The organism is Enterobacter cloacae complex sp. R_G8 (assembly GCF_024599795.1).
Lineage (GTDB): Bacteria > Pseudomonadota > Gammaproteobacteria > Enterobacterales > Enterobacteriaceae > Enterobacter > Enterobacter dissolvens.
Genome location: NZ_CP102246.1, coordinates 4,253,207 through 4,276,328, shown reverse-complemented (window position 1 = coordinate 4,276,328; position 23,122 = coordinate 4,253,207). Strand labels below are relative to the sequence as shown.

At 54.3% G+C, this 23,122-nt stretch carries 22 protein-coding genes; 6 read left to right on the top strand and 16 right to left on the bottom strand.

Annotated elements, in window-relative coordinates; translation table 11 throughout:
- The 4 genes from NQ842_RS20225 (at position 1) to NQ842_RS20210 (ending at position 3,553) form a co-directional block, all read left to right on the top strand.
- Positions 1-927 (top strand): ABC transporter ATP-binding protein, encoded by a 927-nt coding sequence (locus NQ842_RS20225; protein ID WP_047360401.1) that lies wholly within the window; start codon positions 1-3, stop codon positions 925-927.
- Positions 924-1,694, top strand: coding sequence for an ABC transporter permease (locus NQ842_RS20220; protein ID WP_013095617.1), 771 nt, complete (start codon positions 924-926; stop codon positions 1,692-1,694). The genes NQ842_RS20225 and NQ842_RS20220 overlap by 4 nt, the downstream gene beginning before the upstream one ends.
- 107 nt (positions 1,695-1,801) lie before the next feature.
- Complete coding sequence (locus NQ842_RS20215) at positions 1,802-2,242, top strand: PTS sugar transporter subunit IIA (protein WP_083021511.1); 441 nt, start codon at positions 1,802-1,804, stop codon at positions 2,240-2,242.
- A 63-nt stretch (positions 2,243-2,305) separates the two neighbouring features.
- A complete protein-coding gene (locus tag NQ842_RS20210; RefSeq protein ID WP_046889398.1) occupies positions 2,306-3,553 on the top strand; it encodes a polysaccharide deacetylase family protein in 1,248 nt (415 codons plus the stop codon).
- Between the two features lies 1 nt (position 3,554).
- On the opposite strand, the gene NQ842_RS20205 is transcribed toward NQ842_RS20210, so the two are convergent.
- From NQ842_RS20205 to thpR, 16 genes are all read right to left on the bottom strand, one after another.
- Entirely contained in the window at positions 3,555-4,628 is a 1,074-nt protein-coding gene (locus NQ842_RS20205; protein ID WP_153907988.1) for a fimbrial protein StkG, read from the bottom strand.
- A gap of 24 nt (positions 4,629-4,652) precedes the next feature.
- Positions 4,653-5,258, bottom strand: coding sequence for a fimbrial-like protein (locus NQ842_RS20200; RefSeq protein ID WP_257256249.1), 606 nt, complete (start codon positions 5,256-5,258; stop codon positions 4,653-4,655).
- Between the two features lie 29 nt (positions 5,259-5,287).
- Entirely contained in the window at positions 5,288-5,845 is a 558-nt protein-coding gene (locus NQ842_RS20195) for a fimbrial protein (RefSeq protein WP_014830684.1), read from the bottom strand.
- A gap of 24 nt (positions 5,846-5,869) precedes the next feature.
- Positions 5,870-6,448, bottom strand: a complete 579-nt coding sequence (locus NQ842_RS20190; RefSeq protein ID WP_014830685.1) for a fimbrial protein — start codon at positions 6,446-6,448, stop codon at positions 5,870-5,872.
- A 13-nt stretch (positions 6,449-6,461) separates the two neighbouring features.
- Positions 6,462-9,041: an outer membrane usher protein gene (locus tag NQ842_RS20185; protein ID WP_257256248.1), complete on the bottom strand. Its 2,580-nt coding sequence runs from the start codon at positions 9,039-9,041 to the stop codon at positions 6,462-6,464.
- Between the two features lie 65 nt (positions 9,042-9,106).
- Positions 9,107-9,844, bottom strand: coding sequence for a fimbrial chaperone (locus NQ842_RS20180; protein WP_257256247.1), 738 nt, complete (start codon positions 9,842-9,844; stop codon positions 9,107-9,109).
- Between the two features lie 61 nt (positions 9,845-9,905).
- A complete protein-coding gene (locus tag NQ842_RS20175) occupies positions 9,906-10,493 on the bottom strand; it encodes a fimbrial protein (RefSeq protein ID WP_014830688.1) in 588 nt (195 codons plus the stop codon).
- A gap of 402 nt (positions 10,494-10,895) precedes the next feature.
- Complete coding sequence (gene panD, locus NQ842_RS20170; RefSeq protein ID WP_003856284.1) at positions 10,896-11,276, bottom strand: aspartate 1-decarboxylase; 381 nt, start codon at positions 11,274-11,276, stop codon at positions 10,896-10,898.
- Between the two features lie 59 nt (positions 11,277-11,335).
- Complete coding sequence (panC, locus tag NQ842_RS20165; protein ID WP_014830689.1) at positions 11,336-12,187, bottom strand: pantoate--beta-alanine ligase; 852 nt, start codon at positions 12,185-12,187, stop codon at positions 11,336-11,338.
- 11 nt (positions 12,188-12,198) lie between these two features.
- Positions 12,199-12,990, bottom strand: a complete 792-nt coding sequence (gene panB / locus NQ842_RS20160; protein ID WP_014830690.1) for a 3-methyl-2-oxobutanoate hydroxymethyltransferase — start codon at positions 12,988-12,990, stop codon at positions 12,199-12,201.
- 123 nt (positions 12,991-13,113) lie between these two features.
- Positions 13,114-13,593 carry a 2-amino-4-hydroxy-6-hydroxymethyldihydropteridine diphosphokinase gene (folK, locus tag NQ842_RS20155; protein ID WP_014830691.1) on the bottom strand — a complete coding sequence of 160 codons (480 nt, stop codon included), beginning with the start codon at positions 13,591-13,593 and terminating at the stop codon, positions 13,114-13,116.
- A complete protein-coding gene (gene pcnB, locus NQ842_RS20150; RefSeq protein ID WP_072094893.1) occupies positions 13,590-14,987 on the bottom strand; it encodes a polynucleotide adenylyltransferase PcnB in 1,398 nt (465 codons plus the stop codon). The genes folK and pcnB overlap by 4 nt, the downstream gene beginning before the upstream one ends.
- 42 nt (positions 14,988-15,029) lie before the next feature.
- Entirely contained in the window at positions 15,030-15,920 is an 891-nt protein-coding gene (gene gluQRS, locus NQ842_RS20145; RefSeq protein ID WP_047360392.1) for a tRNA glutamyl-Q(34) synthetase GluQRS, read from the bottom strand.
- A gap of 59 nt (positions 15,921-15,979) precedes the next feature.
- The gene (dksA, locus tag NQ842_RS20140) at positions 15,980-16,435 is read right to left on the bottom strand and encodes an RNA polymerase-binding protein DksA (RefSeq protein ID WP_013095632.1); all 456 of its coding nucleotides are present in this window, start codon (positions 16,433-16,435) and stop codon (positions 15,980-15,982) included.
- Positions 16,436-16,611: 176 nt separating this feature from the next.
- Positions 16,612-17,316, bottom strand: a complete 705-nt coding sequence (gene sfsA / locus NQ842_RS20135) for a DNA/RNA nuclease SfsA (RefSeq protein ID WP_014830694.1) — start codon at positions 17,314-17,316, stop codon at positions 16,612-16,614.
- The gene (gene thpR, locus NQ842_RS20130) at positions 17,306-17,860 is read right to left on the bottom strand and encodes an RNA 2',3'-cyclic phosphodiesterase (protein WP_047360391.1); all 555 of its coding nucleotides are present in this window, start codon (positions 17,858-17,860) and stop codon (positions 17,306-17,308) included. The genes sfsA and thpR overlap by 11 nt, the downstream gene beginning before the upstream one ends.
- A gap of 73 nt (positions 17,861-17,933) precedes the next feature.
- On the opposite strand from thpR, the gene hrpB reads away from it, so the two are divergent.
- Complete coding sequence (gene hrpB, locus NQ842_RS20125) at positions 17,934-20,363, top strand: ATP-dependent helicase HrpB (RefSeq protein ID WP_257256246.1); 2,430 nt, start codon at positions 17,934-17,936, stop codon at positions 20,361-20,363.
- Between the two features lie 144 nt (positions 20,364-20,507).
- Positions 20,508-23,036 carry a bifunctional glycosyl transferase/transpeptidase gene (gene mrcB / locus NQ842_RS20120; protein ID WP_014830697.1) on the top strand — a complete coding sequence of 843 codons (2,529 nt, stop codon included), beginning with the start codon at positions 20,508-20,510 and terminating at the stop codon, positions 23,034-23,036.
- Positions 23,037-23,122: the final 86 nt, after the last annotated feature.

The following is a 23,122-nucleotide window of genomic DNA, read 5'->3' as shown; positions in this document are numbered from 1 at the left end:
ATGGCGATTGCACTGGAGCTTGAGCAGCTTAAAAAAACCTATCCGGGCGGCGTTCAGGCGCTACGCGGGATAGATCTCAAAGTAGAGGCAGGGGATTTCTATGCGCTTCTGGGGCCGAACGGCGCGGGGAAATCGACGACCATCGGCATTATCAGTTCGCTGGTCAATAAGACCTCTGGCCGGGTCAGCGTCTTTGGTTACGATCTGCAAAAAGATGTGGTCAACGCTAAACGTCAGCTTGGTCTGGTACCGCAGGAGTTTAACTTCAACCCGTTTGAGACGGTGCAGCAGATCGTCGTCAACCAGGCGGGCTACTACGGCGTAGAGCGAAAAGAAGCGTTAGCACGCAGTGAAAAGTACCTGAAACAACTCGATCTATGGGAAAAGCGTAACGAACGTGCGCGTATGTTGTCTGGCGGCATGAAGCGCCGTCTGATGATTGCTCGTGCGCTGATGCATGAGCCGAAACTGCTGATCCTCGACGAGCCCACCGCCGGGGTAGATATTGAGCTGCGTCGCTCAATGTGGGGGTTCCTGAAGGATCTCAACGACAAAGGCACCACCATTATTCTGACGACGCACTACCTTGAAGAGGCGGAAATGCTGTGCCGCAACATCGGCATCATTCAGAACGGTGAGCTGGTGGAAAATACCTCGATGAAGGATCTGCTCTCGAAGCTGAAATCAGAGACGTTCATTCTCGATCTGGCGGCAAAAAGCGCGCTGCCGAAGCTTGAAGGGTACCAGTATCGTCTGGTCGATACCTCCACGCTGGAAGTCGAAGTATTGCGGGAGCAGGGCATCAACAGCGTCTTCTCCCAGTTGAGTGCCCAGGGCATTCAGGTTTTAAGTATGCGCAACAAAGCGAACCGACTGGAAGAGCTGTTTGTCTCTCTGGTGCAGGATAAACAAGGAGACAAGGCATGACGCATCTTTATTGGGTCGCGCTGAAAAGCATCTGGGCGAAAGAGATCAACCGCTTTATGCGCATCTGGGTACAAACCCTGGTGCCACCGGTGATCACCATGACGCTCTATTTCATCATCTTCGGTAACCTGATTGGTTCCCGCATTGGTGAGATGCACGGCTTTACCTATATGCAGTTTATCGTTCCGGGTTTGATCATGATGGCGGTGATCACCAACGCCTACGCCAACGTGGCTTCGTCATTCTTTAGCGCTAAGTTCCAGCGCAACATTGAGGAGCTGCTGGTGGCGCCGGTACCAACGCATGTGATCATCGCGGGCTACGTCGGCGGCGGCGTGGCGCGCGGCCTGTGCGTCGGGATCCTGGTGACGGCTATCTCCTTATTCTTCGTGCCGTTCCAGGTGCACTCCTGGCTGTTCGTGGGGCTGACGCTGCTGCTGACGGCGATCCTGTTCTCGCTTGCCGGTCTGCTGAACGCGGTGTTTGCCAAAACGTTTGACGATATCAGCCTGATCCCGACCTTTGTCCTGACCCCGCTGACCTATCTGGGTGGGGTGTTCTACTCCCTGACGTTGCTGCCGCCGTTCTGGCAGGCGTTGTCGCACCTGAACCCGATTGTCTACATGATCAGCGGGTTCCGCTTCGGCTTCCTCGGTATTACTGACGTTCCGCTGTTTACCACAGTGGCGGTGCTGGTGGTGTTTATCGTCGCCTTCTACCTGCTGTGCTGGTATTTAATCCAGCGCGGGCGCGGACTGCGCAGCTAACCTTCCGCCCGGTGGCTTTCTGGTTGCCGGGCACTTTTCTTTGACTGTTATCACCGTAAGCTAATCTTCACTCCGCTAAACTACTCGCCTGCTAAGGAGAGAACGTTATGCTGGGATGGGTCATTACCTGCCACGATGAACAGGCGCAGGAGATGTTGATAAAGCTTGAAGCCAGGTTTGGTCCACTGGCGCAGTGTCGCGCGGTGAATTACTGGCAAGGGCTGAGCACCAACATGTTGAGCCGGATGATGTGCGATGCTCTGCATGAAACCGACACCGGCGAAGGTGTTATCTTTCTCACCGATAAATCGGGTGCAGCGCCGTATCGCGCCGCCTCCTTACTGAGCCACAAACACGACTGCTGTGAAGTGATCTCCGGCATTAACCTTCCCTTACTGGAGTTAATGTATCCACAGCGTGAATTATTAAGCAGCGCAGAGTTTCGCCATGCCATCGTGGCACAAGGTGAGCTGGGCGTCAGCAGCTTGTGGCATCAACAGCAGAAAAATCCTCCCTTTGTCCTGCTTCACGACCTGTATAAGAATTAAACATTGGTATTGATGGTGCATTTGTTACAATGGCATCAGTTTATTCGTACCGATATCACAGACATGTTCACGCGTATTTTGTTCCTGTTCCTGCTGGTTCTCTCTGGTGGGGCATCAGCCAGTTTATTAAGTCAGCAAGGTCTTCCAGCCCAGTACATGCAAACCACCGAGGATGCGGCTATCTGGGCGCAGGTGGGTAATGAAGTCGTGAACGTCGGCCATGTCAGCGCCGGACAGATCCTCGCCGTTGTGCCTACCGCTGCGGATTACTACGAGTTTCGCTTCGGATTTGGGACAGGCTTTATTGATAAAGGCCATCTGGAGCAGGTGCAGGGAAAGCAGCGCGTTGAGGACAGCCTTGGCGATCTTAATAAGCCGCTCAGTAATCAAAACCTGATCACCTGGAAAGACACACCGGTGTACAACGCGCCGTCCAGCGGCAGTGCGCCATTCGGAACGTTGAGCGCCAATCTGCGTTACCCGGTTTTAAGCAAACTCAAGGACCGCTTAAACCAGACCTGGTACCAGATTCGCATCGGTAACCGTCTGGCGTGGATCAGCAGCCTGGATGCGCAGGAAGATAACGGCCTCCCGGTTCTGACCTACCATCATATTTTGCGTGATGAAGAGAACACGCGTTTTCGACATACGTCTACCACCACCAGCGTGCGTGCGTTCAATAACCAGATGGCCTGGCTGCGCGACCAGGGGTATACCACCCTGACGATGTATCAACTGGAAGGGTACGTGCGTAACAAAATGAACCTGCCTGCTAAATCGGTGGTGATCACCTTTGATGACGGGCTGAAATCCGTGAGCCGCTACGCTTACCCGATTCTGAAAGAGTACGGGTTTAACGCCACGGCATTTATCATCTCATCGCGCATTAAGCGCCATCCCCAGAAGTGGGATCCAAAATCGCTGCAGTTTATGAGCGTTCAGGAGCTGAAGGGCATCCAGGACGTGTTCGATATTCAGTCCCACACGCACTTCCTGCACCGCGTCGATGGTAATAAACATCCGATTTTACTGAGCCGCAGCTACCACGTGATTTTGTTTGATTTTGAACGCTCGCGGCGGGGGCTGGCGCAGTTTAACCCGCGCGTACTGTATCTCTCTTATCCCTTTGGTGGCTACGACAACAAAGCGATAAAAGCCGCGAATGACGCCGGTTTTCATCTGGCCGTCACGACGGTGAAAGGGAAGGTTAAGCCGGGGGATAATCCGTTCTTACTGAAACGCCTGTATATCTTAAGAACGGATTCGCTGGAGACGATGTCGCGGCTGATCAGTAACCAGCCGCAGGGATAAATTACTCATAGGTGAACTGCAGGGTGCCGATGGCGCTGAACGTGCCAGAGGTGACTTTTTCTGTACCAGACTTAACTAACCGGGCCGTAAGTAACCGGCTGAATAATGCAATGGTGGTGTTCTCCCGCGTGGTATAGCTGTTAGTGGAATTAGGCACCACCTGGCTGTTGTCCGGCCACATCAGAAACACTCCTACGCCTTTTGCTGCATTCGAGGATGCGGTATTGGCGAGTAATGTGCCATCAGTGCCGGTGGTCTTACTGGTGGTCAACTTCATGGTGATTTTACGTGTGTTGGTGCAATTCCCGGACACCGCCGCATATACGTTTAAGGTGTTATCGTTCTCCAGGTCGGATACACCATAATCCCCCAGATCCACGGTTTTGGGGGCCGTAAGGGTGCAGGTTGGTTTTATTATTGGTGTTGTGAATGCCATGTCGGCAATGCTGATGGTTGTGCCTGGATGGTCATCATTAGGTGCATAGGGATCGCCAATACCAAAGTCTCCGATAGTCCCTCCGGCAGGGCCAACGGAGACCACCTCCGCGGGAACCCCGGCAAAGCTGGGAAGCTGATAAAACTCGACCGCGGCCTCCCAGGTTCGGTATTGCAATAATTCATCCTGATCCTCCAAATGTAACGTCAGAAACCAGTTTGTGCTGGGGGCAAAATAGGCCGTGACTCCCGTACCTATTGTTCGAAACGCCAGGGCATAAGCAATGCCGGTCACATTGGTTTTGAATAAGGCTTTACCGTCGATGCTGCCCACCTGCAGGGTAGCCCGTGTTGCGGTAAAGATGTTTTCTCCATGTTGTCCACCTGAGCATACGCTCATCAACCGGGGGGTTAGGCTTAAGGGATAGAGGGTACTGATTTTTGTGGGAGCGGTGACGGCATCCACCGCTCTTAACGTCGGTTTTCCACCCGTAAAATCGCCAACCGCACGTGGCTTAGCACTCCCAATCTGGCACTCCTCGGCTGCACTGGCGTAAAAGGCACTCATGGTTAAGCACATAAATAAAATAATAAAACCGTAAAAACGTGGGGAAACAGTTATCCCAGGACGCTGTGCCATAGTTCTTCCTTTTAGCGTTGCCTGTTAGCGATATGTCACGCTGACCAATGCGCGCGCGGTCACTTTTCCTGCGCTGACCGGGCCGTAATTTTGGTAGCGGGCGTAAAAGTTATACGCTTTCAAATAGCTTTGCGGGTCTGAAGGCGTGGCTATTTTGACTGCCACATCAGACTGCCCCTCGCTGTCGAGGACGTTTTGATTACTGGATTCTGAAAAAATGACAATCCCCACATTCTCTGCGCCGCCTGCGATGGCGGACGTCTCATTACTGAATATTTGTTTGGAAATGCCATCAATTTGGGCAGACTGTGGTTTAAAGGTAAAGTGCAGCGCTTGCCCGGCTCCGGATTCATCCCCGCTACAGTCCAACACCTGAATCATGAAGCGTGTTCCTCCTGCGGGGTCCGCTGGCTTAAGGCGATCGGCGCCATCCGCAGTATAAAACCACGCCCTTCCCACCGTTGGCAGCGTTACGTTTCCGTTATCAGGAATACTCACCTGGCACGTATTGTTGATAATGTTTGCCGTCATATCCATTTCCAGGCTTGAGGTAATCCCCGCAGCGGGAAAACCCAGGCAGAGGGTGAGCCAGGACACCCTATTTTTAATAAAGAAGCGGGAGTGGAACATCCTGTTTAAGCTACCTGTCTGAATTAACATTATTGATAGGTCACGATAAACGTCACTGGTGCGCTGACCGACCCCGTGGTCACGTCAGAAATCGTTTTATCTTGCGCAATGACGATGCGCGCATCCATTTCAAACTTCCCCGTCCCGTTAGAGAGGTTGACGAGAGAGGTCGGGGCTGTGGCGCAGTTCAACAGGGAGCCTGAGTCGACAGTGCCTTTCCAGATTTCAAAACCGACGTTATGCCCGGCGGCATACGAGGTTCCATTTTTAGCATTACCGGTACACGACCCGCCTGCCCCCGGCGTGGCCTGAATGGCGGCATTTTTGACCCCGGCACAATTGGTGAACGCGATTTTGAATGCCCCTCTTCGGTTCTTGCTCACAAGGTCGGACTTAAACACGTCGCCAAACGGTAAAATGCTTATAGGTGCTCCGCCGGCATCTTGTATCTCCGCATTGCAGGTGCCGGCCTCTATGGTGGACGTAAACGTGGCCTCAACGCTTGTGGTGCCTGTAATGGTGCTTAACGCAACGGAAGGCAGGGTGGCAGTCATCGCAAGCACCAGTAATGTCATTTTCTTTTTCATCTCAACGCTCCGTATTGCTGCCAGTTATTCATAGGTGAAATTAAACGTAGCGATACCGCTAAAGTTGCCGGTCGTGCCTTGCCCGCTTGCGGTTTCCACCAGCGTCGCCAGGAGTGAAACCTCGCCAGCACTTATTTCTCCGCTCGACCAGATGAGGCGCTGCGTATCGGTGAATGAATTGATGACAAACGGGGCATCCGGGGTGGCGGTGCGGGAAATCGCCACACCAATATGCTCCGCGCTGCCTTCGCCGGAGAGTGAGTTCTTAATGGCCGTAGTTACAGGGCTGGCACTACCGCTAATGGTTGTTTTCAGCGATGTCAGACTTGACGGGCAGGAGACCATTTTGAGTTTAAAGTTGGTCGTCGCTTTGGCATTTTTCAGGATGATGTAATCCAGGCGCACCTTGCCGTTAGTGCCAATGGGGATAACGTTGCTGCTGCCATCACCGCTGCCGCCTTCAATTTTCATATCGCAGGTGGTGTCGCGGATATTAGCGGTAAAAGTAATATCGAGTGTGTCCGCGTATGATTCCAGTGACAGGGCCATCAGCCCTGTACTTAAAATAAAGAATCCTGTTTTTTTCCAGGCTTTAAAAAGCATGTTTTAACTCCCTTTATAAGGCTGTAACGTGGCAGGTCTGGCCCGTCAGCAGCGTTGTCGGTCCAATCTTTTTCGCATCCGGTGGGATCTGGTAGGTGGCGCTACAGGATGAGCCCGGCTCACTTCCCCAGACGATGTTTAACGTTCCTTTATCTTCAATTCCGCGGATCCAGGCTTGCCCGGCCTGACCCACGCTACCCACGGATACGCCCTGGTCGGTTTGCACATCGGCGCCTAATGGAATAAATCCACCGTCGTCACGCGTCAGTTCCATTAACACGGAACGCCCCTGATCGGTTTCAAAGTTAACCAGCACAACGGCACCGCTGCGGGGAACGGTGGTGGAGCGGGTATTTTTCACTTCCACGTCAGAGCGCATCTCGCTGATATCAAGACCTACGCTGTTTTCACGGTAGGCGGACAGATAGGGCATAACGGCATAGCCTGAGGCGCCGATTTCGCCATTACCGGTAGAGACGCGGGCACCGTCTGCTCCCTCTGCTTTAATCAACGCAAGCGTATCGCTTTCGCTGATGCTGCCGGGTGCAAGTGTTACGCCACCCGAGTGCAGAACCAACCCGCCGCTGTAGCTGGCAGAATATTGCCGCGAATCGTCATCTGAGGCTGAGACGGAAAGGCTCATCGGTCCATGCGGGCCGTTGTAACTGCCGTAGCTGCTGAGCTGGTTTAACGTATCGTCATTACGCGTGGTGCTTTCGGTAATGCTGTAACTGAAGCGATTATCTTCAGTGCTGCCATTGGCGCTGGCGTTAAAACTCCCGCCACCTTGTAAATCGCTGCCGATGCCCGTCGTGAGTGAGGAGAATCCGCCCGCACGCTTGCCGTTACCCATCAGCGTGTCGAATGGAATAGTGAGGTTCAGATAGACACTGTCATCTTTTTCCCCGAACTCATTGTAGGTGCGCTGCACGGAGAGGCTATAACTTCCCCAGCTTAGCGAATGACTGTGGCCAACGGAGTATTGCGCGGACGAACTACTTTCATTCCAGTAGTCCTGCCAGGTTGAGTTGACATACAGCGATCCCAAATCAAGGTCAGCCATTTTCAACGGCTGGCTGATATTTACCTGGATCTGGTTTTTCATGCGCTGGAAGGTCTGATACACGTCGCGGTTATTACGTTCAGGGTTACGTTCCCTGTCACGGTATTTGATCTCATTGGTCAACGAGGCTGCATCATTCAGGCTGAGGTAGTCAGACGTTGAAAACCGGTAAGCGGCGACGTTGAAAGAGGTATTCGTGGCTTCCATGAGTTTGCTGTAGGAGATGCGATAACTTTCGCCGGTGAGATGTCGTAAGCCGTCAATCCGGGCGTCAGAATGCGTGGCATCAAAGGCGAATGCACCCACACGGGTATTCATCGCAATACCCAGCAATGCGGCGTAGAAATCGCTATCGGTGTATTCCAGCCCTGCATAGCCCGTGAAGGTATTGGTTAAGCCATAATACCCCGTGGCATATCCCACCATTGGTTTGTCGTGCAGGCTGTCGTCACGCAGTTCACCTACGCCGATATCCCATCGCGAGTAGCCAGGGCGAAGCATTTGCGCGACGGAAGAATAGGCGACTGAGAAGGAACGTTTGCTCCCATCCGTCTCTTCTACCGTGACGATAAGATCGCTTCCGTAACCTGTTGTACTGAGATCCGAGATTTCAAATGGCCCTGGCGGTACGGACGTTTCGTAAATCGTATTGCCACTTTGGGCGATCGTGACTTTGGCATTACTGTTTGCGACTCCCCGGATCACCGGCGCATAGGTTGATATGCCGTTAGGAAGCATACGGTCATCGTTATATAAACGCGCCCCGCGCAGGCTAATGGAATCGAAGGCGTCACCACGGGTATAGGAATCTCCGGCGATAAACTGCGCTTTAAGGGGCGTGATATCACGCTGAAGATAAATGTCCTGGCTGGCGTAATGGGTACCGGAATCCTGATCCCAGTTCAGGTTGCCGCGTGCGCGGAGTCGCCATGGCCCCAGATTTGCCCCATAGCGTAAGCCTGCATAGGCCGTATCAGTGCTGGAGTCAGGCGTGTCGGCGTGCCAGCCATTGAGATCCCAGGAGAGCATGGCTACCGGGATACCGTCTTCCCAAAGCGAAGGATCGACAAACCCTGAGGGACGCTGAATAACGAAAGCCTGCGGAATGGAAAGGTCTAACTCCTGAGTGGAAGGATCGTAAGCCACGCGTGACCCGGGATAGGCGTTCGACACAGAGACACAGGTGTCCTCAGAATCTCCCTCTGCTTGTTTAAGTTGCTCGATGGTGACATTTGCCTGAGTGAGCAGTTTAGGGGTGATACAGGGCGTGGCGCGTGGAGTACCATTCTCCTTAAAGAGAAGGTCCGTGGTAACGGAAGGTTTCCCGTTAATAATCACCTTCACCTTATATGTTCCGGCAATTACAGGGTTGCCCTTTGAAAAGCGACTGACATCAATTGATGCACCGGTGTTATAAAGAAACTGCTCGTTAAACTGCACGTCTTCTTCTTTATTATTTTCAGCAGCAAATGCACATAACGGCAATACCGCACTTATCGATAAACATAGTAGCGAACGTCTAAAGTGCATGATGAACTCTGTCCAAGAGCAAAGCCAATTATAGTTCTTGCGAATGATATGAAATGAATACAGGGTCAATTCTGTATAAACTCATATTTATCAATTCCACCGTAATCATTGATGGCTTGCCAGGTTATTTTGCTATTGCCTGTCAGGGGGGCGTTTTTCACATTCATTGTCTGGCTTGAGAACGGCTCAATATAATGCGTTTCGATCTCGTAACGTTTACCGCCTGAAATAAGCGATGCACTCGCCAGCGAAACATAATACGGCGAGTCATTTTTCGCACTTAAAACGACTTTTTGCCCTTGTCGGGTTTGAGACCATTTAAGATTTTTGGCTGCCTCTGTCGGTTCCCCTTTCAACCCTGTAGGACGGAAAAAGAGTTTTATGCGGGTACGGAAAGCAAGCTGAAGCATGCTTTGGTTGTCGCTCTCCTTTGCTTTTGGCGGAACTTCCAGAACGTTAAACCAGAACAGGGACTCTTTATCTTTTGGCAATGTCTGACCAAGCCAGGTGATTCTGACGGTTTGCCCTTTTTGCGGTTCAACACGCGAAACCGGGGGGGTAACAATAAAGGGAAGTTTGAGCTCCTGAGGATTGGTGCTATCTCTTCCGTCGTCGAGCCAGGTTTGTACCAGTAAAGGCCGGGTGCCACGGTTATCCATCGATACCGTTACGTCCTTTGCCGATTCAGGATAAATGATACGGGTGGCAGAAATGACAATATCTGCACTGGCGTTAAGAGCAAAAACGCTCACCGAGGCCAGCAGCAGGGCTTTTAATCCGCTCTTAATATTCAGTACGTACATGTATATTCTCGAAAAAATACGAAAAATGTGCCCAGCGGGGCACATTAGCGGCAGGGATAAATTATTCGTAGCTCATGGTGAAGTAAGCGTTGGCGCTGACTTTACCTGACTGCACAGGATTCGTGTCTTTCACCCAGTTGGCGCCAGGGACATAAGCAACGCGGTAGAACAGTTTAGCGGAACCTGCATTCAGGTCGGCTTTCTGCGTATTATTGTCTGGCTGGCCGACCATAATACGAGAAGAGGTTGTTGGGGCATTGTTATACAGGGCAAGTGCAACGTTCGTTGCTGCGCCTGCTACGCCGGCGTCAGGTTCAATGGTACCGTTTGCAATGGCACCCATATTTTTAGACATGAAGTTTGCAGACGCACTCTTTAATGTTTCAGGGCAGTTGGTGAGCAGCAGTTCAAAATTCTTAGAGCCGACGCCGGTATCGACGGTGGTGGATTCAACCTCAGATTTTTTAACAACCGGTAAGGTGATGGTGATATTGTTTTGTGCTTCACCATTAGAAGTGGAAATATTACATGTTGTATCAGTTACTGCACCATCAAAGGTGATTAAACCCAGATCTGTGTCTGCAGTTGCTGAAAAAGAACCTGTTACGAATAAAGTTACAACTGAAGCTAATAGCGTTTTTTTTAACATGATTAAAATTCCATTTAAAAAACATTTCACTGATGTAATTCAAGCAAAAAAGATGATAGGGATCTCTGAATGCGTTGGGTATTTAAAATTGCTTAATATCATCGTTAGAAAAAGTGAGGGTCCGGATAAGTTACTGAAAATGATCTTGAAAATTCTATAAAAGAATGCAGGGAGGAGTTTTTTTAGCGCGTCGAACGCATTCTGGTACGATATAAATTATAAATGGTAAGGATCATTTCCATTATTATATTATTTAGGGAAATGTATTTTTTAAAAAAAACAGGCGCGATGGGGGAGGGAAACAGGATAAATAAATGAGGAGTGATGTTATTAGCGATAAAAGTATGAAGTACTTATCGTCACTTAAGGAGCGGATCCTGAGAAATCCGCTCCTCACCGGATTCAGGCAACCTGCACCGGGATCGCCTTCGCGGTGCGTTTCATCTCGTTGTCACCTTCAAAGTAGGCCACTTTAGGCTGCCAGCGGCGCGCCTCTTCGTCGGACATCATGACGAAGCTCGCGATGATCACAATATCACCCACGTCGGCACAGTGCGCGGCGGCACCGTTAACGGAGATAATTTTAGATCCGCGCTCGGCAGCGATAGCGTAGGTGGAGAAACGTTTACCGTTGTTCACGTTCCAGATATCAATGGCTTCGTTTTCAAGAATACCCGCCGCGTCGAGAAAATCCTGATCGATCGCGCAGGAGCCTTCATAGTGCAGGTCGGCCTGCGTGACTTTCACACGGTGAAGCTTACCTTGCAGCATTTTGCGAATCATTACGTGTACCTTTAATCATCATGCGTTAACCCCTCTCGTAAGAGGGGAGGGTAAGAATACTACGCCAGCTCGACCACTTTATTGTCGATGAGTCGCGCCTGACCGAGCCATGCTGCCACCAGAATAACCGCGCGTTTGCTGGCGTCGGTCAGCTCAAGCAGGGTGTCGGCATCACGGATTTGAATGTCGTCAGCACGGAAGCCTTTATCGTTCAGCGCTTGCTCAGCGAGGGCGACAATCTCCTCTGCGGACAACTCTTTGGCTAACAGTTGCTCTGCCATGGTGTTCATGACTTTGCTTAATCCTGGGGCAATCTTACGCTGCTCAGCGGTCAGATAACCGTTACGGGAGCTGAGCGCCAGACCATCTTTAGCCCGCACAATCGGCACGCCCACGATCTCGATATCATAGCCCATATCGGCCACCATCTTGCGGATCAGCGCCAGCTGCTGGAAATCTTTCTCACCGAAACAGGCGACGTCAGGCTGCACCAGATTGAACAGCTTGCTGACGATGGTCGATACGCCGCGGAAATGGCCTGGACGGCTTGCCCCTTCGAGCATGGTGGAAATACCCGGGACGTCAACGTACGTTGCCTCTCCCGTACCCTGAGGGTACACATCCGCAGGTGCCGGTGCGAAGACGAAGTCCGCATGGCGTTTTTTCAGTTTTTCGCAATCTTCCTGCAGCGTACGAGGATAGCGCGCCAGGTCGTCTGCGCGATCGAACTGCATTGGATTAACGAAGATACTGACCACCACGATATCTGCGCGGGCTTTCGCTTCGTCGACCAGTTTCATATGGCCGTCATGCAGGTTACCCATGGTCGGGACCAGTGCAATACGTTTACCTTCCTGTCGCGCACGACGGATATGCTGGCGAAGCAGCGGCAGGGTTTCAATGATTAGCACAACGAGACTCCTTAATGGAAACTGTGTTCTTCACCCGGGTAAACACCGGATTCGACGTCGGCAATATACTGCCTGACCGCGGCGCGCATGTCGCCCGCTTCAGTAAGGAAATTTTTGGCGAATTTCGGGATATGACCGCCGGTAATACCAAAGGCGTCATGCATTACCAGAATCTGACCGTCGGTGACGTTGCCCGCGCCAATCCCAATCACCGGAATCGACAGCGCGTCGGTGATGCGTTTTGCCAGTTCCACCGGGACACATTCCAGTACCAGCAACTGTGCGCCAGCCGCTTCCAGCGCGAGGGCATCATCAAACAGCGTCTGCGCGGCATCACCACGGCCTTGCACCTTGTAACCGCCAAAGATATTGACGGACTGTGGCGTCAGGCCTAAATGACCGCACACCGGCACGGCGCGCTCGGTGAGCATTTTTACCGTTTCCACAAGCCAGGCGCCGCCTTCGATTTTGACCATGTTGGCACCGGCACGCATCACGGCCGCCGCATTGTCGAAAGCTTGCTCTGGCGTGGCGTAGGCCATAAACGGCAGATCGGAAAGCAGCAGGCAAGCGGGGGCGCCACGGCGCACGGCACGGGTGTGGTAGGCAATATCCTCGACCGTGACCGGCAGGGTGGAGTCATGCCCTTGTACCGTCATCCCTAACGAATCCCCGACCAGCATGACGTTGATACCCTCTTCGGCAAACAGTCTGGCGAAGCTGTAGTCATATGCGGTGATGGTGGCGAAGCGTCTCTTTTCCTGTTTGCATTTCTGCAGTAAGGAGATGGTGGTTGGTTTCATACTGTTTCCTGATAGCCCAAAAGCGAATCTTTGCGCATTCTAACAGTAACATTCGAGGGAACAATGATTTTAGGTAGTCGATTAGCCACAATTATTTTATGGCTAATGGGCAGGGTTGCAGGCTTACCAGCGAGCGGGTTTTTCCGCGTGGAGGTTGTCCAGAATGTCCCTGAGCGGAATGCCGTCCGGGAAGGTGAGATCGGGGGCAACTTCAAACAGCGGCCAGAGCATAAACCCACGATTTTTCATGTCGTAATGCGGCACAATCAGGCGTGGGGTGTTAATCACCTCGTTGCCAAACAGCATAATGTCGAGGTCCAGGGTTCGGGGTCCCCAGCGTTCGGCTTTGCGCACGCGGCCCTGCTGCAACTCGATTCGCTGGGTGTTATCCAGCAATGTTTCGGCATCCAGCGCGGTATCCAGCACCACGGCGGCGTTCAGGTAGTCAGGCTGATCCTGAGGTCCCAGCGGTGGTGTGCGGTAAAAAGAGGAGACAGCGACGATCCGGCTCTGGGGGATCTCACCCAGCGCCTGAACGGCAGCATTAACCTGCTCCAGCGGAGAGGCCAGATTGCTGCCGATAGCGATATACGCGAGGGTCATGCGGTGCCTTCGCGACGCGGTGCGCGCTTGCGCGGACGACGGTGACGACGACGCGGTGCCGGCTCTTCATCAAGGCCGGTAAGCATATCTTTTTGCTCCGGCGGTGCGGAGACCTGGAACTCGGCCCACCACTGCGCCAGACGCTGCAGCTCCTGATTGCGTTCAATTTCAGCACGCAGAGAGAGCAGATCAAAGGCCGCGCGGAACTTAGGATGCTCCATCAGCTTCCAGGCGCGTTTGCCCTGACGACGGGACATACGCAGCTGAAGCTGCCAGATATCGCGCACCAGCGTGGTGATCCGTTTCGGGATGGCCAGCGTACGACAGCCTTCGTCCAGCACGTCGTTTGCCGCCAGCGCGAAAGCATCGTAATAGGCGAGACCGCTTTCCTGGGTAATGCGTTGAGCGGTTTCCAGCAGCGGATACCAGAACATTGCCGCAAACAGGAACGCCGGGTTCACGCGCATATCGTTGCGGATACGGGTGTCGGTATTCTTCAACACCTGTGCAATCATGCGTTCCATTGGGCTGTCACCATTTTCGGTGAAGTAGCGGGTAATGGTCGGGAATAACGGCTGGAAAAGGTTATATTCGCGCAGCAGGTTGTAGGTTTCAAATCCGTGACCGGCTTGCAGCAGTTTTAGCGCTTCTTCAAACAGACGGGCAGGTGGCACGTCGTTGATAAGTGTCGCCAGACGCGGGATCGGCTCTGCCGTCTCCGGGCTGATGCGCATATCCAGCTTGGCGGCGAAACGCACGGCGCGCAGCATACGCACAGGATCTTCGCGATAGCGGGTTTCCGGCGTACCGATCAGGCGAATCAGACCTTCTTTCAGATCCTGCATGCCGCCGACGTAATCACGCACGGTGAAATCCGCCACACTGTAGTAAAGGCTGTTGATGGTGAAATCGCGACGCTGAGCATCTTCTTCGATAGAACCGAAGATGTTGTCGCGCAGCAGCATACCGTTCTGGCCGCGCTGGGAGGTCGTGCGATCGGATGCCCCCGCTTCGTGGTGTCCACGGAACGTCGCCACCTCAATAATTTCTGGCCCGAACATGACGTGAGCCAGACGGAAACGGCGGCCAACGAGACGGCAATTGCGGAATAATTTACGCACCTGCTCGGGCGTGGCGCTGGTCGTCACGTCGAAATCTTTGGGTTTTTTGCCCAGCAGTAAATCACGTACTCCACCGCCAACGAGATAGGCCTCGTAGCCCGCTTTATTCAGACGATAGAGCACCTTGAGGGCATTTTCACTGATATCTTTGCGGGAAATATTGTGCTGCTCACGCGGAATAACCGACATGTGGGGTTGCGCAATAGCGTCATTCGCCATGCTCTCTTCGCGGCTTAGCACTTTACGGCAAAAATTAGCGACTCGGGTAAAAATGGTACACCTCGTAGTGTGTTTTGTTATGAAAAAAGCGGCTAATCATAGCTCAGCGCAACGCATTTGAGAATGCTGGATTTTTGGCACTGCCCTGAGCGTCCAGTTGGCAATGGCCATTTTCAGCAGTTCGTCAATGTGCAGATCCTGCCATTCATGGGTTACATTCTGGTTGAGAAATCGCAACGCGTCGATCAAAACGGGGCGCGGATCGCCGTCTGGCAGGGCAGGGGCGTGGTTTTGCTTTGACAGCTTACTGCCCCGTTCGTTGACGGCCAGCGGCAGATGAATGTAATCCGGCGCGGTCCAGCCAAACTGGTGATACAACGCTATTTGCCGCACCGTAGGCTCAACTAGATCGGCCCCGCGCACAATTTCGGTGACGCCCTGAAAGTGATCATCCACCACCACCGCCAGGTTATAGGCAAACAGTCCGTCACGGCGGTGAATAATAAAATCTTCCCGCGCCAGGCGCTCATCCGCCTGAATGTCACCGGAGAGCAGGTCGTTAAAGTGGAGCACGGGAGCGCGCTGCAACAGACGTACGGCGGCGTGTTCCGGGCCGTGATTGAGCGTGCGGCAATGGCCGTCATAGACGCCCCCCACGCTCTGGATGCGCGCGCGGGTGCAGGTGCAGTTATAGGACAGCCCCTGCTCCGCGAGCCAGGCCAGACGTTCCCGGTAGGCGTCGTGACGTGTTGACTGCCAGAGAACGTCGCCGTCCCAGTGAAGACCGTAATGTTCCAGCTGACGCAGAATGGTGTCTGCTGCACCGGGAACTTCACGCGGAGGATCAATATCTTCAATGCGAACGAGCCATTTGCCCAGGCTTGCGCGCGCCTGCAGGTAGCTGCCGAGAGCGGCAATTAACGAGCCGAAATGTAATTCACCGGAGGGGGATGGCGCGAAGCGCCCGATATAGTGAGATTCAGACATATCAACAGTAATAAGGCGGGAGAGACTCCCGCCTTTGGAGTGGGTAAACAGGACCGGGATTAACCCGCCATCTGTTTTTCGCGGATTTCTGCCAGCGTTTTACAGTCGATGCACAGATCGGCGGTTGGACGCGCTTCAAGGCGACGAATGCCGATTTCAACACCACAGGATTCGCAGTAGCCAAAATCTTCGTCCTCGACCTTCTTCAGCGTTTTTTCGATCTTTTTGATCAGTTTGCGCTCGCGGTCACGGTTACGCAGTTCCAGGCTGAACTCTTCTTCCTGAGCGGCACGATCTACCGGATCCGGGAAGTTAGCCGCTTCATCCTGCATATGACTAACGGTGCGATCGACTTCATCCCTGAGTTGATTACGCCATGCTTCAAGAATACGCTTGAAGTGCGACAGCTGGGCTTCATTCATATACTCTTCGCCCGGCTTCTCTTGATACGGCTCCACCCCAGCGATGGCGAGAATACTCAGGGACGATGTTTTACGGTTTTGCCCTTCTTGCATGTTGCTTCTCCTTAACACGCACTATCGATCCCCGTGTTGGGGGAAAAATCAGGTCGCTATAAATAGCAGATGCTTTTCCGTATGGCAATTATCTAAACGTAACACTTGACAAGCCTGTGAGGAAAAGCGTATTTGCGCACGCGGCCAGAACACTTAATCATCAATCATCTAATCCCTTATAAGACAATGGGAAGAGAGGATCTCAGAGTCATATTATCGGCAGAAAGTTCCGCTTTATAAGCCAAAACCTCTACCCCCTGCTTTTGTGCCTCATTCAACAATTGCGCGTATTTGAGATCAATATGGCGGGCTGGAGAAAATCGTTCAATGGCTGAGTGCAAAACCGCAAACAGCAATACGGCGCGTTTGCCCGCCGCCGCAACACTCATCAGCTCCCGCAGATGCTTCTGTCCCCGTAGCGTGACCGCATCCGGGAAGAAGCCGTTTTCCTGTTCCGCTAACGTGACTGATTTGACTTCAATATAGCACTCGGGGCGGTCTTCCGCCTGTAACATAAAGTCAATTCTGCTGCCTTCATCGCCATATTTCACTTCTGATTTATGCGTGCCGTAACCCACCAGTTCGGGAAGGGTTCCGTTGGTCAGGGCTTCCTTAACTAATTGATTCGCACGCAGGGTGTTAACGCAAATAAATGCCCCTTGCTGGGTTTGCGTCATTTCCCAGGTATAGGGATATTTGCGTTTAGTATTTTCTGACGTGGAATACCAGACCGTGTCACCCGGTGTCGCACATCCTGTCATTGCCCCGGTATTGGGGCAGTGCAGCGTTAACTGTTCCCCTTCAGGGGTAATGACATCGGCGAGAAAACGCTTGTAGCGTTGGATAAGCGTGGCGCGTTGCAGTGCAGGACTAAACTTCATCAGAATTCCTTAGGGTATCGCCCAGCGTCCAGCGCTGGAGCGGCGTATAGCGGGTGCGTCCTTGTGAAAAAACAGATTCGTACAGCGCGAATGAGGTCACCGGAAAGGCCCAGTGAAAACCCGGTGGCGGTATGGCAACGGCCTGACCGGCATCGCGCAGCAGCGTAATATGGGGATGAAACGGCTGCGGGCTCTGGTAACAGCCGCTACGCGCCGCCTGGGCGCGCAGCATATTTGCAAGCTGTAATAATCCGCGCGGCGGCTGGCGCGTCCCCAGCCAGACGACGCGGGAGCGGAGCCATTGCCTCGCATCATCAAGGGTCAGCGTGAACCCCGGCTGGGAAATCCGACCGGCCATCGCCGCCAGGGCGCGCTGTTTCTCTCCACTGACGTCGCCCAGAAAAGCCAGCGTCAGGTGGAGGTTTGCGGCGGCAACCGGGCGGCCCGCTTCGGGCGGGAAGTGTTCGGCGCGCCAGCGAACAATTTGTCGTTGGATCGGCGTGGGCAACTCAATGGCGAAAAACAGCCGTTTCGACTCAGACATACAGGGGACTCGGTAATGATATGCGCCGATGCTACAATGTACGCCGACTAATGTTAACCCTCTGGAGCTGTTAGTGTCCTCATTGCCGGTCGCCGTCGTCCTTCCTGAACTGCTCGCTGCCTTGCAGGATGCCCCGCAGGTTTTACTTAACGCCCCTACGGGTGCCGGTAAGTCCACCTGGTTACCGCTGCACATCCTCAACGCAGGAATTATCAGCGGGAAGATTATCCTGCTGGAGCCGCGCAGACTGGCCGCACGCAACGTGGCACAGCGCCTGGCGGAACTGCTGAATGAAAAACCGGGCGAAACGGTGGGCTACCGTATGCGCGCCGAAACCTGCGTTGGCCCGTCTACACGGCTTGAAGTGGTGACTGAAGGGATCCTCACCCGTATGCTGCAAAACGATCCGGAACTGACCGGCATCGGGCTGGTGATTCTGGATGAATTCCACGAGCGCAGCCTGCAGGCGGATCTGGCGCTGGCGCTGTTGCTGGATGTCCAGCAGGGGTTACGGGACGATCTTCGACTGCTCATCATGTCGGCCACGCTGGATAACGAGCGGCTACAGCAGACGTTACCGGAGGCGCCGGTCATCACCTCCGAAGGGCGTGCGTTTCCGGTTGAGCGCCGCTATCAGCCCCTTCCTGCCCATCAGCGTTTCGATGAAGCGGTGGCTATCGCCACTGCCGACTTGCTGCGTCAGGAATCCGGTTCGCTGCTGCTGTTTTTGCCGGGCGTTGGCGAAATCCAGCGGGTGCAGGAGCAGCTTGCCGCCCGCGTGGGCAGCGACGTAATGCTCTGCCCGCTCTACGGCGCACTGTCGTTGAGTGACCAGCGCAAGGCCATCCTTCCCGCGCCGACGGGGCAGCGTAAAGTGGTACTGGCCACCAATATTGCCGAAACCAGTTTGACCATTGAAGGCATTCGCCTGGTGGTGGACAGCGCCCAGGAGAGAGTAGCCAGTTTTGACCCGCGCACCGGGCTGACAAAGCTGCTGACGCAACGCATCAGCCAGGCGTCAATGGTACAGCGTGCTGGCCGCGCCGGGCGTCTTGAGCCTGGCATCTGTTTGCATCTCATCAGCCCAGAACAGGCCGAACGCGCGGCTGTGCAGAGCACGCCGGAAATTTTACAAAGCGATCTTTCGGGGCTGATCGTGGAACTGTTGCAGTGGGGGTGCCCCGAGCCCGCACAGTTGACCTGGCTCAATATGCCCCCGGCGGTAAACCTGGCGGCGGCGCGCGCCTTACTGACTCAGTTAGGCGCGCTGGACGGCGACAGGTTATCATCGCGCGGGCAGAAAATGGCCGCGCTGGGTAACGATCCCCGGCTGGCGGCGATGCTGGTGGCCGCGCAGGGCGATGATGAAATTGCCACGGCGGCAAAACTGGCGGCTATCCTTGAGGAGCCGCCTCGTGGTGCAAATTCTGATCTGGCCCAGGCCTTTTCGCGCAATCAGGGGAACTGGCAGCAGCGCGCGCAGCAACTCTGTAAACGGCTTAACAGCCGTGGTGGTACGCCGGACGCTGACAGCATTGCGCCCCTGCTGGCGCAGGCGTTTGCCGACAGGATCGCGCGTCGTCGCGGGCTGGATGGACGTTATCAACTGGCAAACGGCATGGGTGCTATGCTGGACAGCGATGACGCCCTGACGCGCCATGAATGGCTGATTGCGCCGCTCTTACTGCAGGGTAGCCACTCTCCTGATGCCCGTATTTTGCAGGCCGTGGCTGTGGATATTGATGCCCTCACGCGGGCGTGTCCGCAACTGCTTCAGCAGTCCGACATCGTTGAGTGGGATGATGTGCAGGGCACCCTGAAGGCATTTCGTCGTAGTCAGATAGGTAAACTGACCCTGGGGACGAAGCCGCTGGCAAAGCCGTCGGAAGAGGAGTTGCACCAGGCGATGCTGAACGGTATCCGGGAAAAAGGATTAGGTGTTCTGAACTGGACACCGGAGGCCGAGCAGTACCGTATTCGTCTGCTCTGTGCCGCACGCTGGTTGCCGGAGTATGCCTGGCCGGCGGTGGATGATGACTCGTTACTTGCGTCGCTGGAAAGCTGGCTACTGCCGCAAATGAGCGGTGTACACTCGCTGCGGGCGCTGAAAGCGCTTGATGTTAAGGTGGCGTTACAGAATTTACTCGACTGGTCATTACGTCAACGTCTGGATAGTGAACTGCCTGGGCATTACACTGTGCCGACCGGCAGCCGGATTGCCATTCGTTATCACGAGGATAATCCACCGGCGCTGGCGGTACGGATGCAGGAGATGTTTGGCGAGGCGACCACGCCGTCCATCGCCGAGGGGAGCGTGCCCATGGTGCTTGAGCTGTTGTCACCTGCGCATCGCCCGCTGCAGATCACCCGCGATTTGGGCGCATTCTGGGCGGGGAGCTACCGTGAAGTGCAAAAAGAGATGAAAGGGCGTTATCCCAAACATGTCTGGCCGGACGATCCGGCGAATACGGCGCCGACACGGCGGACGAAGAAATATTCGTAAAAGGGGAGTGCGGCCTGATGCCCTCACCCCGACCCTCTTCCACAGGGAGAGGGAGAAAAGCAATTTTGAGAGATTTCTTCTTTCACAGGTCAGTGGAAGAAAAGAGAATCGGGCCTTTGCGCCTGAACGTTGCGGAGAAAAAGCATGGCGGGGAATGACCGCGAGCCAATTGGGCGTAAGGGAAAACCAACGCGTCCGGCGAAAGAAAAGGTGAGCCGTCGTCGCCTCAGAGATGAGGACTATGACGATGACTATGAAGACGAGTATGAGGATGAAGAACCGATGCCGCGTAAAGGAAAAGGCAAAGGGCGTAAGCCTCGGGGCAAACGCGGTTGGTTCTGGCTGCTGCTGAAGCTGTTCATTGTTTTTGTTGTGCTGATGGCGATCTACGGCGTTTATCTGGATCAGAAGATCCGCAGCCGTATCGACGGGAAAGTCTGGCAGTTGCCTGCGGCGGTGTATGGCCGCATGGTGAACCTTGAGCCGGACATGTCGATCAGTAAGAACGAGATGGTGAAACTGCTGGAAGCCACCCAGTATCGTCAGGTGTCGAAAATGACGCGTCCTGGCGAATTTACCGTGCAGGCGAAAACCATTGAGATGATCCGCCGTCCGTTCGATTTCCCGGACAGCAAAGAGGGGCAGGTGCGTGCGCGTCTGACCTTTGACGGCGATCGTCTGGAAACCATCGAGAACATGGATAACAACCGCCAGTTCGGTTTCTTCCGTCTCGATCCGCGACTGATCACTATGCTTTCATCAGCGAACGGCGAGCAGCGTCTGTTCGTGGCGCGTAACGGCTTCCCGGACCTGCTGGTGGACACCCTGCTGGCTACCGAAGACCGTCACTTCTATGAGCACGATGGTATCAGCCTCTACTCCATTGGCCGTGCGGTGTTGGCTAACCTGACTGCCGGACGTACCGTGCAGGGGGCGAGTACGCTTACCCAACAGCTGGTGAAGAACCTGTTCCTCTCCAGCGAGCGCTCTTACTGGCGTAAAGCCAACGAAGCGTACATGGCCGTGCTGATGGACGCGCGTTACAGCAAGGATCGTATCCTTGAGCTGTATATGAACGAGGTCTATCTCGGTCAGAGCGGTGATAACGAAATCCGCGGCTTCCCGCTGGCGAGCCTGTACTACTTTGGCCGCCCGGTGGAGGAGCTGAGCCTTGATCAGCAGGCGCTGCTGGTGGGCATGGTGAAAGGGGCGTCCATTTATAACCCATGGCGTAACCCGAAACTGGCGCTGGAACGTCGTAACCTGGTGCTGCGTCTGCTGCAACAACAGCAGGTGATTGACCAGGAGCTGTACGACATGCTGAGCGCACGTCCGCTTGGCGTGCAGCCGCGCGGCGGTGTGATCTCACCTCAGCCTGCGTTTATGCAGCTGGTGCGTCAGGAGCTGCAGAGCAAGCTCGGTGATAAAGTGAAAGATCTCTCCGGCGTGAAGATCTTTACCACCTTTGACTCCGTGGCGCAGGATGCGGCAGAGAAAGCGGCCGTTGAGGGCATTCCGGCGCTGAAGAAACAGCGTAAGCTGAGCGATCTGGAAACCGCGATGGTGGTGGTTGACCGTAACACGGGTGAAGTCCGTGCGATGGTGGGCGGGGCTGAGCCGCAGTTTGCAGGCTACAACCGTGCTATGCAGGCGCGCCGTTCGATCGGTTCACTGGCGAAGCCCGCAACCTATCTCACTGCCCTGAGCCAGCCAAATCTGTATCGCCTGAATACCTGGATTGCCGACGCGCCGATCTCCCTGCGTCAGCCTAACGGCCAGGTCTGGTCACCGCAGAACGATGATAAACAGTTCAGCGGCCAGGTAATGCTGGTGGATGCGTTGACCCGCTCCATGAACGTGCCGACGGTAAACCTGGGGATGGCGCTGGGTCTGCCGGCGATTGTCGACACCTGGCAGAAACTGGGCGTCGCCAAAGATCAGCTGCACCCTGTACCAGCCATGATCCTGGGGGCGTTAAACCTGACGCCAATCGAAGTGGCACAGGCGTTCCAGACCATTGCCAGCGGCGGTAACCGTGCGCCGCTGTCAGCCCTGCGTTCGGTGATCGCCGAAGATGGCTCCGTGCTGTACCAGAGCTTCCCACAGGCGGAACGTGCCGTTCCGGCGCAGGCAGCCTATATGACGCTGTGGACGATGCAGCAGGTTGTGCAACGTGGTACCGGCCGTCAACTGGGTGCGAAGTATCCGGGCCTGCATCTGGCGGGTAAAACCGGGACCACCAACAATAACGTCGATACCTGGTTTGCCGGTATTGATGGTCGTGAAGTGGTGATCACCTGGGTGGGCCGCGATAACAACCAGCCAACCAAACTGTATGGTGCGAGCGGGGCGATGTCGATTTACCAGCGTTATCTGGCGAATCAGTCGCCGGTGCCGCTGGATCTGGTTGCACCGGAAGATATCGTGGATATGGGCGTGGACAGTTCCGGAAACTTTGTCTGTGGCGGCGGTATGCGTACCTTGCCTGTCTGGACCACCAACCCGGATTCCCTGTGCCAGCAGAGCCAGCCAGAGCAGCCGACGGGCAACCCGTTCGACCAGTCTTCTCAGCCTCAGCAGCCGCAGCAGCAACAACAGCCGCAGCAGCAGAACGAGAAGAAAGACAGCGACGGTGTCGCGGGCTGGATTAAAGATATGTTCGGCGGTAACTAACTGTTCCAGATCCCCCCGAAAGGGGGGATTTTTTTACCCGTTTTCCCCATTTTATTAACCCTCGTTTTAATTCTGATTAACCCTTC